General features: G+C 76.0%; 12 protein-coding genes. 4 read left to right on the plus strand and 8 right to left on the minus strand.

Features of this window, described 5'->3' with window-relative positions; all coding sequences use genetic code 11:
• Positions 1-791: 791 nt before the first annotated feature.
• On the minus strand, positions 792-3911 hold the full coding sequence (locus ACH5AR_RS20315; protein ID WP_396302827.1) for a phosphocholine-specific phospholipase C: 3120 nt from the start codon (positions 3909-3911) through the stop codon (positions 792-794).
• Positions 3912-4156: 245 nt separating this feature from the next.
• Here ACH5AR_RS20315 and ACH5AR_RS20320 point away from each other — a divergent pair, with 245 nt between their 5' ends.
• Positions 4157-5260: a glutamate--cysteine ligase gene (locus tag ACH5AR_RS20320; RefSeq protein WP_396302828.1), complete on the plus strand. Its 1104-nt coding sequence runs from the start codon at positions 4157-4159 to the stop codon at positions 5258-5260.
• A gap of 45 nt (positions 5261-5305) precedes the next feature.
• Here ACH5AR_RS20320 and ACH5AR_RS20325 read toward each other — a convergent pair whose 3' ends face one another.
• On the minus strand, positions 5306-5548 hold the full coding sequence (locus ACH5AR_RS20325; RefSeq protein WP_396302829.1) for a hypothetical protein: 243 nt from the start codon (positions 5546-5548) through the stop codon (positions 5306-5308).
• A 107-nt stretch (positions 5549-5655) separates the two neighbouring features.
• On the opposite strand from ACH5AR_RS20325, the gene ACH5AR_RS20330 reads away from it, so the two are divergent.
• Positions 5656-6717: a YihY/virulence factor BrkB family protein gene (locus tag ACH5AR_RS20330; protein WP_396302830.1), complete on the plus strand. Its 1062-nt coding sequence runs from the start codon at positions 5656-5658 to the stop codon at positions 6715-6717.
• Positions 6718-6754: 37 nt separating this feature from the next.
• Here the strand turns inward: ACH5AR_RS20330 and ACH5AR_RS20335 are convergent, their stop codons facing one another.
• Positions 6755-7900 carry a mechanosensitive ion channel family protein gene (locus tag ACH5AR_RS20335; protein ID WP_396302831.1) on the minus strand — a complete coding sequence of 382 codons (1146 nt, stop codon included), beginning with the start codon at positions 7898-7900 and terminating at the stop codon, positions 6755-6757.
• A gap of 203 nt (positions 7901-8103) precedes the next feature.
• Here ACH5AR_RS20335 and ACH5AR_RS20340 point away from each other — a divergent pair, with 203 nt between their 5' ends.
• Complete coding sequence (locus tag ACH5AR_RS20340; protein WP_396302832.1) at positions 8104-8472, plus strand: PRC-barrel domain-containing protein; 369 nt, start codon at positions 8104-8106, stop codon at positions 8470-8472.
• Between the two features lie 126 nt (positions 8473-8598).
• Here ACH5AR_RS20340 and ACH5AR_RS20345 read toward each other — a convergent pair whose 3' ends face one another.
• The 3 genes from ACH5AR_RS20345 to ACH5AR_RS20355 all read right to left on the minus strand — a co-directional run bounded on the left by ACH5AR_RS20345 (position 8599) and on the right by ACH5AR_RS20355 (position 10591).
• Complete coding sequence (locus ACH5AR_RS20345; RefSeq protein WP_396302833.1) at positions 8599-9069, minus strand: ATP-binding protein; 471 nt, start codon at positions 9067-9069, stop codon at positions 8599-8601.
• Between the two features lie 138 nt (positions 9070-9207).
• Positions 9208-9600, minus strand: a complete 393-nt coding sequence (locus ACH5AR_RS20350) for an STAS domain-containing protein (protein ID WP_396302834.1) — start codon at positions 9598-9600, stop codon at positions 9208-9210.
• An 88-nt stretch (positions 9601-9688) separates the two neighbouring features.
• Positions 9689-10591 (minus strand): SigB/SigF/SigG family RNA polymerase sigma factor, encoded by a 903-nt coding sequence (locus ACH5AR_RS20355; RefSeq protein WP_396302835.1) that lies wholly within the window; start codon positions 10589-10591, stop codon positions 9689-9691.
• A gap of 230 nt (positions 10592-10821) precedes the next feature.
• Between ACH5AR_RS20355 and ACH5AR_RS20360 the strand changes: the two genes are divergently transcribed.
• Positions 10822-11463 (plus strand): CatB-related O-acetyltransferase, encoded by a 642-nt coding sequence (locus ACH5AR_RS20360; RefSeq protein ID WP_396302987.1) that lies wholly within the window; start codon positions 10822-10824, stop codon positions 11461-11463.
• Between the two features lie 93 nt (positions 11464-11556).
• Here the strand turns inward: ACH5AR_RS20360 and ACH5AR_RS20365 are convergent, their stop codons facing one another.
• Positions 11557-11859, minus strand: coding sequence for a hypothetical protein (locus ACH5AR_RS20365; RefSeq protein WP_396302836.1), 303 nt, complete (start codon positions 11857-11859; stop codon positions 11557-11559).
• Positions 11856-12338 carry a hypothetical protein gene (locus ACH5AR_RS20370; RefSeq protein WP_396302837.1) on the minus strand — a complete coding sequence of 161 codons (483 nt, stop codon included), beginning with the start codon at positions 12336-12338 and terminating at the stop codon, positions 11856-11858. The genes ACH5AR_RS20365 and ACH5AR_RS20370 overlap by 4 nt, the downstream gene beginning before the upstream one ends.
• Between the last annotated feature and the right edge of the window lie 57 nt (positions 12339-12395).

Consider the following 12395-nt stretch of genomic DNA (forward strand, 5'->3'; position numbering starts at 1 on the left):
AGCGGGCGCGTCGCGCCCGGGACGCTGCTCGGGCTGCCACTGAGCCACCCGCCCGCCTCCTCCCCGGAGATGGCGCCCCTGCGGCGGCGGGCCACAGCCGCGCCGCCCGGGCGGCTTCCTGACGATCGACGGCATGACCGCGGCGATCGCGTCCACCGACCCGCTCCTTCGCGGAGCCGGCCCAGGCCACGGCCACCCGGGCAACAGGACCCCGACGCCCGGATCCGGCGGCACAGCCCTGCTCGTCAGCCGGGCACCCGGGGGCGCCCGGCCGCGGCCAGCAGCGGTACTGCCGAGCGACACCACTGCCCTCCCCCGCGGTGGCGAGGGCAGCCGTGCCGGGCCCCGCCGGGCAGACGACCGGGACGCTGTTCGGGCTGCCACTGAGCCACCCGCCCGCCTCCTCCCCGGAGATGGCGGGCCGGCACCACCCACGGCCCGCAGTGAGCGGGCGCGTCGCGCCCGGGACGCTGCCCGGGCTGCCACTGAGCCACCCGCCCGCCTCCTCCCCGGGGATGGCGCCCCTGCGGCGGCGGGCCGCAGCTGCGCCGCCCGGGCGGCTTCCTGACGATCGACGGCGTGATCGCGGCGATCGCGTCCACCGACCGGGTCCTGGACGGGGCCGGCCCGGACCACGGCCACCCGGGCAGCAGGACCGCGACGCCCGGATCCGGCGGCACAGCCCTGCTCGTCAGCCGGGCACCCGGGGGCGCCCGGCCGCGCCCGGCAGCGGTGCTGCCGGGCTACACCACTGCCCTCCCCCGCGGTGGCGAGGACAGCCGTGCCGGGGGTCAGCCGGTGACGGGGCGGGTGTCGAGGCGGATGTGGTCCAGGGCCCAGTACCAGTTGTTGCCGGCGTCGTACATGCGGAACCTGAGGGTCACGGTGCGGGCTCCGGCGGGGACGGCGAAGCTGCGGGTGATCCGGGCGTTCTGGGCGTCCTTGCCGGCGTTGTCGTTGCCGGTGGCCTCGGGGCCGTAGGCGAGCAGGCGGGTCTCGGTGCCGTTGTCGAAGACGGCGGTGACGGTGGCCTTCTGGGGGGCTTCCTGGCGGTAGTGGGAGTCGAAGGCGAGGTGGAGGGTGTCGGCGCCGGGCGGCAGGGGGACGGCGGGCGACACGAGGGTGGAGTCGAAGGTGCCCTTGCGGGAGGGCGAGCCGGTGTCGTCCCAGTCGTCGGGGTCGGCGACGGCGACGATGCCCAGGGCGCGGGTGAAGTTGCCGCGGTCCTGGGCGCCGAGGGCGGCCCATTCGCGCTTGGTGTGGAAGGTCCAGCCCTGGAGGCGGGCGGTGCCCTGGGGCATGGCGGGGGCGTTGAGGACCGTCCAGCCCCGGGGGGCCTGGGCGGTCCAGCCGAGCAGGCCGGACTCGGGGGTGAGGGCGCCGGCGAGGGATTCGAAGTCCTCGTCGAGGAGGTGGCCGGTCATCAGCGGGGCGGGACGGGCGGCGAGTTCGCCGTCGGCGAGGGCGAAGCGGCCGTCGGCCTGGGCGCGGGCGGTGACCAGCAGGCGGTGGGTGGCGGCGGCGGGCCGCTGGGCGGGCGGGGTGACCTGCCAGACGGCGGTGGCGGTGGCGCCGGCGGCGAGCTTGTCGGGTGCGGCCGTGACGGCGGTGGCGCTCCAGCCGGGCGGCAGCATCGGCTGGGCCTCCAGGCGGGTGAGGGCGGTGGCGGCGGTGAGGGTGGCGGTGACGGTGGCGGGGCGCCCGGGCAGCAGGACGGGCTCGTCGATGGTGGCGGAGGCCGCGCCGAGGGCGAGCTCGACGGTGAGCGGGTCGGCCAGGCCGAGGGCGGGGTCGGTGACGGTGCGGTCGTCCCAGGGGAAGCGGCCGGCGATGCGGCGGCGGAAGGCGAGGTCGCCCTGGACGGCGACGGCGACGTCGTACCAGCCCTCGGGGCCGACCCTGAGGTTGACGGTGCGGTCGTCGCCGGCGGCGACGCGCACCTCGCGCAGGCCGTCCCCGTAGGCGAGGTCGCCGACCAGGAAGGTCCGGGCGGTGCGGGAGCGGTTGACGACGTCGACTTCGAGGACCGTGCCGCCGCCCTCCTCGGAGAGCGAGACCTCGTAGGCGGAGTCGGTGTCGCCGCGCAGGTGCCACAGGGCGCCGTCGGGGCCGTGGACGCGCAGGTCGTAGCCGGCCGGGCCGACCTTCCAGACGTCGGACAGCCGGCTCCGGGCGGCGACGGTGTAGTGCTTGGGGGCCTCGCCGGGGGCGGGGTAGACGGCGAAGACGGCGCCCTGGCGGCCCTGGTTGACGAAGTCGAGGGTGAGTTCGTCGCCCTTGAGGCGGGGCTTGACCAGCAGGTCGTAGGGGGCGGGGCGGGAGGAGCGGGTGCCGCGCTGCTGCCGGGGGAAGGCCTGCGGGCTGGGCACGGTGGGGGCGGGGAGCTTGCCGGTGTCGACGACCTTCTGGCGGTTGCCGCTGGTGTCGGGCAGCTGGGGCCAGGCGGGGTTGCGGCCGGAGAAGTCGAAGACGCCGGTCAGGTCGCCGCACACGGCGCGCCGCCAGGGGCTGATGTTGGGCTCCCGCACGCCGAAGCGCTGTTCCAGGAAGCGCAGCACGGAGGTGTGGTCGTAGACGGTGGAGTCGACGACGCCGCCGCGGGTCCACGGGGAGACGACGACCATCGGCACCCGCACGCCCAGGCCCATCGGGTAGGGGCCGGAGACGAGGGTCTCGCCGGCGGGGAGGGCGGCGGACCAGCCGAGGGTGCCGTCGGCGGCCCTGACCCGGTACCTGCCGTCCTGGCCGACGACCCGGTGGTAGGTGGAGGAGCCCTTGGCGACGCGGACGACGACCTCGCCGTCGACGGGGACGTTGGACTTGCCGCGGCCCTCGGCCAGCGGCGGGACGGGCGGCAGCTGGTGGTCGAAGAAGCCGCCGTGCTCGTCGTAGTTGAGGATGAAGACGGTCTTCTGGAACACCTCGGGCTCGGCGGCGAGCGCGGACAGCAGCCGGGCGGTGAGGTGCTCGCCGTTCGGGGGCGCGTAGTTGGCGTGCTCGGACAGGGCGGCGGGGGCGACGATCCAGGAGACCTGCGGGAGGCGGTCGGCCCGGACGTCGGCGGCGAAGGCCTCGACGAGGGCGTCGCCCATGGCGAACGGGTCGTCCTTCCTCGCCGGGTCGCCGACGGCGCGCATGCCGCGCTCGTAGAGCGGCTCGCCGGGCTTGGCCCTGACGAAGGGGGCGAACCAGGCGAGGGCGTTGTCGTCGAAGTTGTCGAGGGCCTGGTAGGTCTTCCAGCTGACGCCGGCCGCCTCCAGGCGCTCGGCGTAGGTGGTCCACTCGTAGCCGCCGGGGACCTCGGTGTTGTCGGTCACCGGGGTGTCGCGCACGGTGCCGCCGCTGGTGCCGGTCATCAGGTGGTCGCGGTTGGTGTTGGTGTTGCACTGCACGGAGGCGTAGTAGGCGTCGCAGACCGTGAACACCGAGGCGAGGGCGTGGTAGAAGGGCATGTCGGCGGGCTCGTAGTAGCCCTGGCCGAGCCAGCCGGAGGAGCGGCGGGTGACGGAGCCGTCGGCGCGGCCCTCGTTCCAGGCGTTCATGGAGTCGCCGTAGCCGAAGGAGGGGGCGCCCTGCCGGTAGGCGCTGGTGTGGGCGGCGTTCATCGCGAAGGGCAGCAGGTAGCCCTCCTTGCGGCCGGGGTCGGGCTGGTGGAAGACCGAGCGGCCGTCGACGCCGCGTACGGCGGTGCGGTCGCCGAAGCCGCGCACGCCGGCGAGGGTGCCGAAGTAGTGGTCGAAGGCGCGGTTCTCCTGCATGAGGACCACGACGTGCTGGATGTCCGCCAGCCGTCCGGGCCGGGCCGGGGCGGCCAGCGCCTGCCGGACGCTGGTCGGGAGGGCGGACAGCACCGCGGCCGCCGCCGCGCCGCCGAGGACGCTGCGGCGCGACAGTTCGGGCTTCGGACTCATCGGGTGGGGCTCCTTGCTGACGGACCGCGGGTCTCGTGGGGGCCGGCCGCGCGGTTCGGACCGGACCCGTTATGTGTACGAGACCGAGGTGGACGCGGCGGCGGCCTCCGGTGACGGGCCGGTGGCCGGCACAAGGATCAGAGCTGTACAGACAACTTGACGCCAGTTGATCAAGCTGTCGCGGCGCCGGCGGCGAGGGCCCGGCCGGCCGCGTGCGAACGGCGCGGCGGGGTAGCCGAACCGGCATGCTGACACTCGGAGTCGAGGAAGAGTACCTGCTGGTCGACCCCCGCGACGGCGCACCGCTGCCCCGCGCCGCCGAGGTCCTGGGCACCGCCGCGCTGGCGCCCGCGCTGCGCCCGGCGGAGGCGCAGCACGAGCTGCTCCAGGTCCAGGTGGAGAGCGCGACGCCGGTCTGCGAGGAGCTGGCCGGGGTGGGGCGCCACCTCGCACGGGTGCGGGCCGCCCTGAACGCGGCCGCGGCCCAGCACGGGTGCCGGGTCGTCCCGGTGGGCTCCGCCCCGTTCGGGCCGCCCGGCGGGGTGCCGGTCACCGACGACGCGCGCTACCGGCGGGCCCGGCACCAGGCGCCCGCGCTGGTCGACGACCTGATGCTGAACGGCATGCACGTCCACGTCGGGGTGCCCGACGAGGAGGAGCGGGTGGGCGCCCTGGTGCGGCTGCGGCCCTGGCTGCCCGTGCTGATCGCGCTGAGCGCCAACTCGCCCTACTGGCGGGGGCGCGATACCCGGTTCGCCAGCTGGCGCACCGTCCAGTTCGACCAGTGGGCCGTCAGCGGCCCGCCGCCCGCCTTCCGCGACGGCGCCGACTACCGGCGGCGGGTGGCGGCGCTGCGCACCGCCGAGGCCGTCGCCGACGAGGGCCAGCTGTACTGGCACGCCCGGCTGTCCGAGCGCTACCCGACGGTGGAGGTGCGGGCGATGGACGTCCAGCTGACCGTCGCCGACGCCGAGCTGTTCGCCGGCCTGGCCCGGGGCCTGGTCGCCACGGCCGTCCTGCGGGAACGGGCGGGGCACCCGCGCCCGGACCCGCCCGAGGAGCTGCTGCGCGCCGCCACCTGGCACGCCGCGCGCACCGGGACGCACGGGCGGCTGGTCTCGCCCGTGGACGGCGTCGCCCGCCCGGCCGGGGCCGTGGTCGAGGAGCTGCGCGCGTACGTCGCCCCCGGCCTGGAGGCGTGCGGCGACGCCGGGCGGGTGGCCGGGCTGTGGTGGGGCTTCGAGCGCCGGGGCAGCGGGGCGGACCGCCAGCGCCGCTGGCTGCGCGACCACGGCCGGCCGGGGCTGGCCGAGCACCTGGTGGGCTCGACCGTCACCCCCGCGCCGTAGCGGCCGCGGCTGGGGCCCGGCCGAAGGCGCCGGGCCCCGGCGGGATCAGGCGTCCCCGTCCGCGTCCCCGTCGCCGCTGTCCGCGTCGCCGGGCCCCTCGCCGTCCCCGGTGCTCTCGTCGGGGCCGAGGCGGCGGGCCCGGCCGGGTTCGGCCGTCGTCGCCTCGCCCTGCTCCTCGCTGCTGCGCTCCTCGGCGCCCGGCCCGGCCCCCGGGGCCCGCGGGTCCCGGGAACCGTCGTCGTGGTGCAGCGGCACGCCGCCCGCGCCGCCCTGCGGGATCTCGTTCACCGTGGGCTCTCCTCCCGTGGCCGTTCCTCTGTCGCTTCGCGGGTGCCCGCTGGCGGCCGGGCCAATCCGCCGGGTGTCGCGGCCCCGGCCCCGGGCAGACGCGCGGCGTGAATCCCATCGAACGGGGCCTGCGGGCCGTGGACCGCTTCCAGCAGCGCCACCGGGCCCCCGGCCTGGTGATCGGCGTCGTGCGCAAGTACGGGGACGACCGGGGCGGCCTGCTGTCCGCCCTGATCACCTACTACGGCTTCGTCGCCCTGATCCCGCTGCTGCTCCTGCTCAGCACCGTCCTCGGCTTCGTGCTGCACGGCCACCCGGGGGCGCAGCGCGCGGTGCTGGACTCCGCGCTCGCCGACTTCCCGATCATCGGCGACCAGCTGCGCCAGAACGTCCACTCGCTGCAGGGCAGCGGCCTGGCGCTGCTGATCGGGGTGCTCGGGCTGCTGTACGGCGCGCTGGGCATCGCGCAGGTCCTCCAGCACGCCATGGCCGAGGTCTGGAACGTGCCGGGGGTGCAGCGGCCCGGCTACTGGCCGCGGCTGGCGCGCTGCGGGCTGCTGTTCGCCGTCCTGGGCGTCGGGCTGGTGCTGGCCACGGCCGCCGCCTCGCTGGTCGCCGGCACGCTGGCCGGGCCGGCCGCCCGGGTCGGGGGCCTGCTCGTCTCGGCGCTGGTGAACGCCGCGCTGTGCCTGGCCTGCTTCCGGGTGCTCACCCCGCGCGAGGTGCCGCTGCGGCTGCTGTGGCCGGGCTGCGTGCTGGCCGGGCCGCTGTTCACGGCCCTCCAGGCGGGCGGCTCGCTGCTGGTCGCCCACGAGCTGCGGCACGCGAGCCAGGTCTACGGGTTCTTCGCGACGGTGATCGGGCTGCTGTCCTGGCTCTACCTGGCCGCGCAGGTCACCGTGTACGCGGCCGAGGCCAACGTGGTGCTCGCCCGGCGGCTGTGGCCGCGCAGTCTGCTCCAGCCGCCGCTGACGGAGGCCGACGTGGCGGTGCTGTCCTCCGTGGCCCGGCAGGAGGAGCGCCGGCCCGAGCAGCGGGTCGACGTCTCCTTCCGGGAGGAGGCGCCGCCCGGGGAGGACGGGGGGAGCGCAGGGCCCGAGGGGCCGGGCGGGGACGGCGGGCGCGGGGACGGCGGCCCCGGCGGCGCTGTCCGCCCCGGTTCCTCCTGACCCGTCCCCCGTTCCCCGTCCCCGCGGCGCGCCCGGGTCACGAAGCCCGCGGGCCCTGGGCGGGCGGTCGCCGGGCGAACGGCGGCGCGTCGGCGCCGTGCCCGGTGCCGTCGGCTCGCCCGGCGCCCCCGGTGTCCCCGGCGTCCGGGTGCGCGCCGGGGGCCGGCGCCACGGGCAGCCGGGGCAGCGCGTACGGGTGCTGGTCGCGCAGGTAGCCGATGAGGTGCTCGCGCAGCTGGCAGCGCAGCTCGAAGGCGTCGGCGCCGTCCGCCGCCGTGGCCAGCGCCCGGACCACGATGGTGGTGGGGGTGGTGTCGACGACCTGGAGGGCGCTGCCCTCGCCGTCCCACAGCCGGTTCCCGGCCAGGAAGGCGTCGAACTCCTTGCGCAGCAGGGCGACGGGGGCGCGGTGGTCGAGGTGGAGCAGCGCGGTGCCGGTGATCCGGCTGGAGCGTCGGGACCAGTTCTCGAACGGGCGGCCCACGAAGTACGACATCGGCATCACCAGGCGGCGCTGGTCCCAGGTGGCGATCACCACGGCGGTCAGGGTGATCTCCTCCACGGTGCCCCACTCGCCGCCGACCACGACCACGTCCCCGATCCGGGCGAGGTCGCCGAAGGCCATCTGGACGCCGGCGAAGACGTTGGCCAGGGTGCTCTGGGCCGCCACGCCCGCCACCACGCCGACCAGCCCGGCGGAGGCGAGCAGGCTGGTGCCGACGCCGCGCACGGCCGGGAAGGTCATCAGGACCGCGCCCAGCGTCACCACGGCGACGCCCGCCTGGACGATCCGGCCGAGCAGGTCGGCCTGGGTGCGGGCGCGCCCCGCCCAGGCCGGGTCGCGGCGGTGCACGGCCAGGCGCAGGGTGCTGTCCACGACCAGGGCCACCACCCGGGCGCACAGCCAGCCGCCGGCGGCGATGGCGAGGATCACCGCGAGGTGGCGCAGTCCCTCGCGGGCGTCCGGTGGCGCGGCGATCCAGGGCAGGGCCGCGAGCAGGACCAGGCAGGCCGTCAGCGCCAGCAGCGGGAGCCGACAGCGGCGCACCAGCAGGGGTATGCCGACGGTGCCCGCGCGGGCGGCCAGGCGCCGGGCCGCGAACTGCGCGATCCGGTCCAGGCCGTACGCGAGGAGCACCGCCCCGGCGCTCGCGAGTGCCAGGCGCAGCAGGCTCCACCACATCTGTCGGTCTTCCCTTCTTCCGGGTGCGGCCGGCGGGCGCCCGAAACCGGCGACGCCCGCCGGGAGCTCGTTTTTCCCGGGTGGGCGCGGCCATACCTGCCGGCGGCGGGGCGGCATGGATGGGGCGGGGCGGGGCAACCGGTCATCGCGCGTCCGCGCCGGGCCGGCAGCGCGCCGGCCCGCACCACGGAAGGGAGAAGCGCATGGGCTCGAACAGCGGGATATGGGAGTTCCGGGACGCCAGCGGCCACCGCGCCGGCACCGACCTCATCGGGTTCCACGTGGAGGCGGAGGACGGCCCCATCGGCAAGGTGGACCGGCTGTCCGAGGAGGTGGGGGCGCAGTACCTGGTCGTCGACACCGGCCCCTGGATCTTCGGCAAGCGGGTGCTGCTGCCGGCCGGCACCGTCTCCCGCATCGAGATCGCGGAGCGGAAGGTGTACGTGGACCGGACCAAGGAGGAGATCAAGGCCGGCCCCGACCTCGACCAGGACGGGGCGGAGGAGCGGCCCGGGTTCCAGGACCCGTACGTGCTGTACTACGACCCGTTCTACGGCGGGCGCATCCGCTGAGGCCCGTACGCCGGCCGCCGTCCCCGTCGGGGCGGCGGCCGGCGGGCGTACGGGGGCGGTGCCGTCGGTCGGACGGGCCGGGGCGCGGGGCGGGTGCGGGCCGGGAGTGGACGGGCGGGGGGCGGGTCAGCCGCGGGTGAGCCGCTCGGCGTCGAACTCGGCCCAGATCGCCTTGCCCTGGCCGTTCGGCTCGGCGCCCCAGCGGTCGGCGGTGCGCTGCACGATGAACAGGCCGTGGCCGCCGGGCAGGGCGGGCTCGTGCGGCAGGCGCAGCGCGGGCATCGCCGGGCTGCGGTCGCTGACCTCCACCCGCAGGCGCTGTTCGGTGGCGTCCAGGACCAGCTCCAGCGGGCCGTCGCCGTGCAGCATGGCGTTGGCGACGAGCTCGGCCACCAGCAGCACGACGTCCGCGCCGGCGCCGTCGCGGGCGTCGGCGGGCGGGTACCAGTCCGCCACCGCCTCGGTGGTGAAGGCGCGGGCCCGGGCGACCGGCTTGGGCAGGCCGGCCAGCGGCAGCCGCCGGCGCTGGCCGCCGGGCGGCAGGGCGGGGCCGGCCGGGTGCGCGTCTCCGTCCAGGGTTCCCGGGCTCATCGTCATGTGAGGGCACCCTTCGGATCGACGGCGTTCGCAGGGTCGGTTTCCCGGCGCTCCCGGGATTATGCCTGCCCCGGTGCCGGGCGCGCGCCATCGGCGGCACGCGTCCCGGTGCGCCGCGGCGGCGCGCGGGGCGCCCGCTCAGGCCGCCAGGGCTTCCTCGGCCGAGGCGTGGATGGAGAACACCGCGCGGGTGCCGGTCAGTTCGAGGACCCGCATGACGGTGGGCGGCACCGCCGCCAGGTGCAGGTCCACGCCCTCCTCCCCCGCCGCGAGGCGGGTCTTGAGCAGGAGGTTCAGGCCGGAGGAGTCGCAGAAGCCCACCTGGGCGAGGTCGATCACCACCGCGCCCGGGTGCCGGGCGATCAGGGCGGTGAGGGTGTCGGCCGCGGGGGCGAGCGTCTCGATGTCGAGGTCGCCCGCCAGGGCGCAGACCACCGCACCGCCGGCCGCGGGGCTGGTGCGCACCGCCAGCTCCGCACGGTACGGGGAGGCCGCCGGTGCGGAGCCCCGCTGGTCGTTGTCGGATGGCATCTTCGTCGTCCCCTCCATGTCCATGCCCTCCGACCTTACGTAGGCGCCCCTCCCGCGGCCAAACGCGGGGTCGGGCGCCGGGCAGGCCTCAGTCCTCCTCCAGCCCTTCGCGCAGGCGCCGCAGGGTGCGCGAGAGGAGCCGGGAGACGTGCATCTGGGACAGCCCCAGGCGCTCGCCGATCTGCGACTGGGTCAGGTCCTCGCAGAAGCGCATCGACAGGATCAGCCGCTCGCGCTCGGGCAGGGCGCCGACCAGCGGCTTGAGCGCCACCAGGTCCTCCACCTTGGACAGGGCGTGGTCCTGCGTGCCGAGCCGCTCGCCCAGGGCGGCGGGGCGGTCGTCGTCGTCGGTGCCGCCGTCCAGGGAGCCGGCGGTGTGCCCGTTCGCGGCGGTCAGGCCCTCGACCACGTCCTCCTGGGGGATGCCCAGGTCGTCGGCCAGCTCGGCGACCGTGGGGGCCCGGTCCAGTTTCTGGGCCAGGCGCTCCTGGGCCTTGGCCAGGACGATCCGCAGCTCCTGGAGGCGGCGCGGCACGTGCACGGCCCAGGTGGTGTCGCGGAAGTGCCGGCGGATCTCGCCGAGGACGGTGGGCAGGGCGAAGGTGGTGAACTCGGCCCCGACCTCGGGGTCGAAGCGGTCGATGGCCTTGATCAGGCCGACCGCGCCGACCTGCAGCAGGTCCTCCTGCGGCTCGCGGTGGGCGTTGAAGCGGCGGATCGCGAACCGGACCAGCGACAGGTTCATCTCCACCAGGGTGGCCCGCACGTACGAGTACTCCCGGGTGCCCTCCTCCAGCGTGGCGAGCCGGCGCAGCAGCACCCGGGTGAGCTCGCGGGCGTCGGCCGGGGCGACTTCCCGCAGGTCCTCGGTGGCGGCGAGCTCCGGTGGCAGCAGGTCGCGCAGGGGGGCCGAGGCGCGGGCGGCCGTGCGGGAGGGGTCCTTCGCCGGCGAAGCGGCGGAGGCGGTCAGTTCACCAGTGGTCGTGACCATCGGAGTCCTTCCTCGTGTCGGCACGGGGTCGAACGCCCCGGTTACCCCGTGCCGGTCGATCGATGCAGCCGCGCCGTGTGGAGGTTCCGTGAAGCCCGGCCGGGTGTCCGGGCGGGGCCGGAAAACCCGTCGGCCCGCGGCGCCGTCCGGTGGATCATGGCAGGGTGCGCCGGGCGCCCCCGGCCCGCGTCCCGATCCCCCGTCAACGTGAGAGCGGTGCCCCCCTCGTGATCCCCGACGTGCCCGACCCGACCGTGCTGCACCCCTTCCCCGAGCAGCCTCGGGTGGTCCTGCTCAAGCCGCTGGTCACCTCGCCGCTGATCGAGGTGGGCGAGTACTCGTACTACGACGACCCGGACGACCCGACCGCGTTCGAGACCCGCAACGTGCTGTACCACTACGGGCCGGAGAAGCTCGTCATCGGGAGGTTCTGCGCCTTCGCCGCCGGGGTGCGGTTCGTGATGAACGGCGCCAACCACCGGATGGACGGCCCCTCCTCCTTCCCCTTCCCGATCATGGGCGGCGCCTGGGCCGGGCACCTCGACCTGATCACCGGCCTGCCCGGGCGCGGCGACACCGTGGTCGGCCACGACGTGTGGCTCGGCTACCGCACCACCGTCATGCCCGGGGTGCGCATCGGCCACGGCGCGATCGTCGCCGCCGGGTCCGTCGTCACCTCCGACGTCCCCGACTACGCCGTCGTCGGCGGCAACCCGGCCCGGGTGGTCCGGCTGCGCCACGACCCGGCCGACATCGCCCGCCTGCTGGAGATCGCCTGGTGGGACTGGCCCGTCGAGCACCTCACCCGCCACCTGCGCACCGTCATGTCCGGCACCGTCGACGACCTCGCGGCCGCCGCCCCCGGCGCCTGAGGCGCACCGGCCCCTGCCGGGAGGTACGGGCCGGGCCCCGCGCGGCCCGTCGGGGGGAACCGGCGGGGCCCCGAACTCCTGACCGGCGAACTGCTAACCGGCGGCAGGGCGGTGCAGGCGGCGGGCGGCGGTGCGGATGGCGAGGGTGTACGGGGCGTCGAGGGCGCGGGTGCGGGCGTCGAGGTCGTCGAAGGGCACCAGGGCCCGGTGGCTGTCGTCGGTGCTCTGGGTCCAGGCCGTCCAGGCGTTGTGGACGTCCTCGTCGGTGACCTGCTCGCCCTTGGCCTGGAGCAGCACGGCGTAGATGCGGAAGAGGTCGTCGGAGCCTGCCGGGGGTCTGGCCTCGGTGGGCAGGCAGGAGCGGATCAGTTCGGCGATGGGATCGAGGTGGCTCATACCGCCAGTGTGCCGGTGGCGAGCGTGCCGGTGAGCAGGATCAGGTGGGCCGCCGCGAATATCATCGGCACGAGCCGTTCCGTGGTGCCGAGTTCGGTGTAGTGCCGGTGGCTGCGCCCGCCCGCCGCGGTGTTCCTGAGGGCGTCCCACTCGTCGGTGTAGATCCGCGCGGACAGCTTGTCCTCCAGGCTGTTGATGACCCTGAACTTGGCGCCGTTGAGGTCCCGGTAGCTGCGCAGCTGCATCCACCAGGCGCCGGAGAGGGTGATGCCGGCCAGCGCGACGGCCGTCGGCACCCACCACGGGGACTCGGACAGCTTGGGGATGCCGAAGCCGATCAGGGTGACCAGCGCGGTCTGCACGGACAGGAAGAAGGTGTTGGCGCTGCCCCGGCGGGCCGAGACCCGGTCGGCCATCTCCACGGCGAGCTTGTACAGCTCCAGCAGCTCGTTCTGACGGTTCGGCGGCGGCGTGGTCAATCGCGAAACCCCCTCGGGCAGGTGGGTGCCGGCTTCGCCCGCTGCCCGGGCTCCCCC

Origin of the sequence: Kitasatospora sp. NPDC018619 (assembly GCF_044391605.1) — a bacterium.
In the GTDB taxonomy this organism is placed as follows: domain Bacteria; phylum Actinomycetota; class Actinomycetes; order Streptomycetales; family Streptomycetaceae; genus Kitasatospora.

What these genes read in the sequence shown, in the direction of transcription:
- ACH5AR_RS20315 (WP_396302827.1), bottom strand. Translation starts at nt 3,911, where the DNA reads ATGAGTCCGAAGCCCGAACTGTCGCGCCGCAGCGTCCTCGGCGGCGCG.
- ACH5AR_RS20320 (WP_396302828.1), top strand. Translation starts at nt 4,157, where the DNA reads ATGCTGACACTCGGAGTCGAGGAAGAGTACCTGCTGGTCGACCCCCGC.
- ACH5AR_RS20335 (WP_396302831.1), bottom strand. Translation starts at nt 7,900, where the DNA reads ATGTGGTGGAGCCTGCTGCGCCTGGCACTCGCGAGCGCCGGGGCGGTG.
- ACH5AR_RS20340 (WP_396302832.1), top strand. Translation starts at nt 8,104, where the DNA reads ATGGGCTCGAACAGCGGGATATGGGAGTTCCGGGACGCCAGCGGCCAC.
- ACH5AR_RS20345 (WP_396302833.1), bottom strand. Translation starts at nt 9,069, where the DNA reads ATGACGATGAGCCCGGGAACCCTGGACGGAGACGCGCACCCGGCCGGC.
- ACH5AR_RS20350 (WP_396302834.1), bottom strand. Translation starts at nt 9,600, where the DNA reads ATGCCATCCGACAACGACCAGCGGGGCTCCGCACCGGCGGCCTCCCCG.
- ACH5AR_RS20355 (WP_396302835.1), bottom strand. Translation starts at nt 10,591, where the DNA reads ATGGTCACGACCACTGGTGAACTGACCGCCTCCGCCGCTTCGCCGGCG.
- ACH5AR_RS20365 (WP_396302836.1), bottom strand. Translation starts at nt 11,859, where the DNA reads ATGAGCCACCTCGATCCCATCGCCGAACTGATCCGCTCCTGCCTGCCC.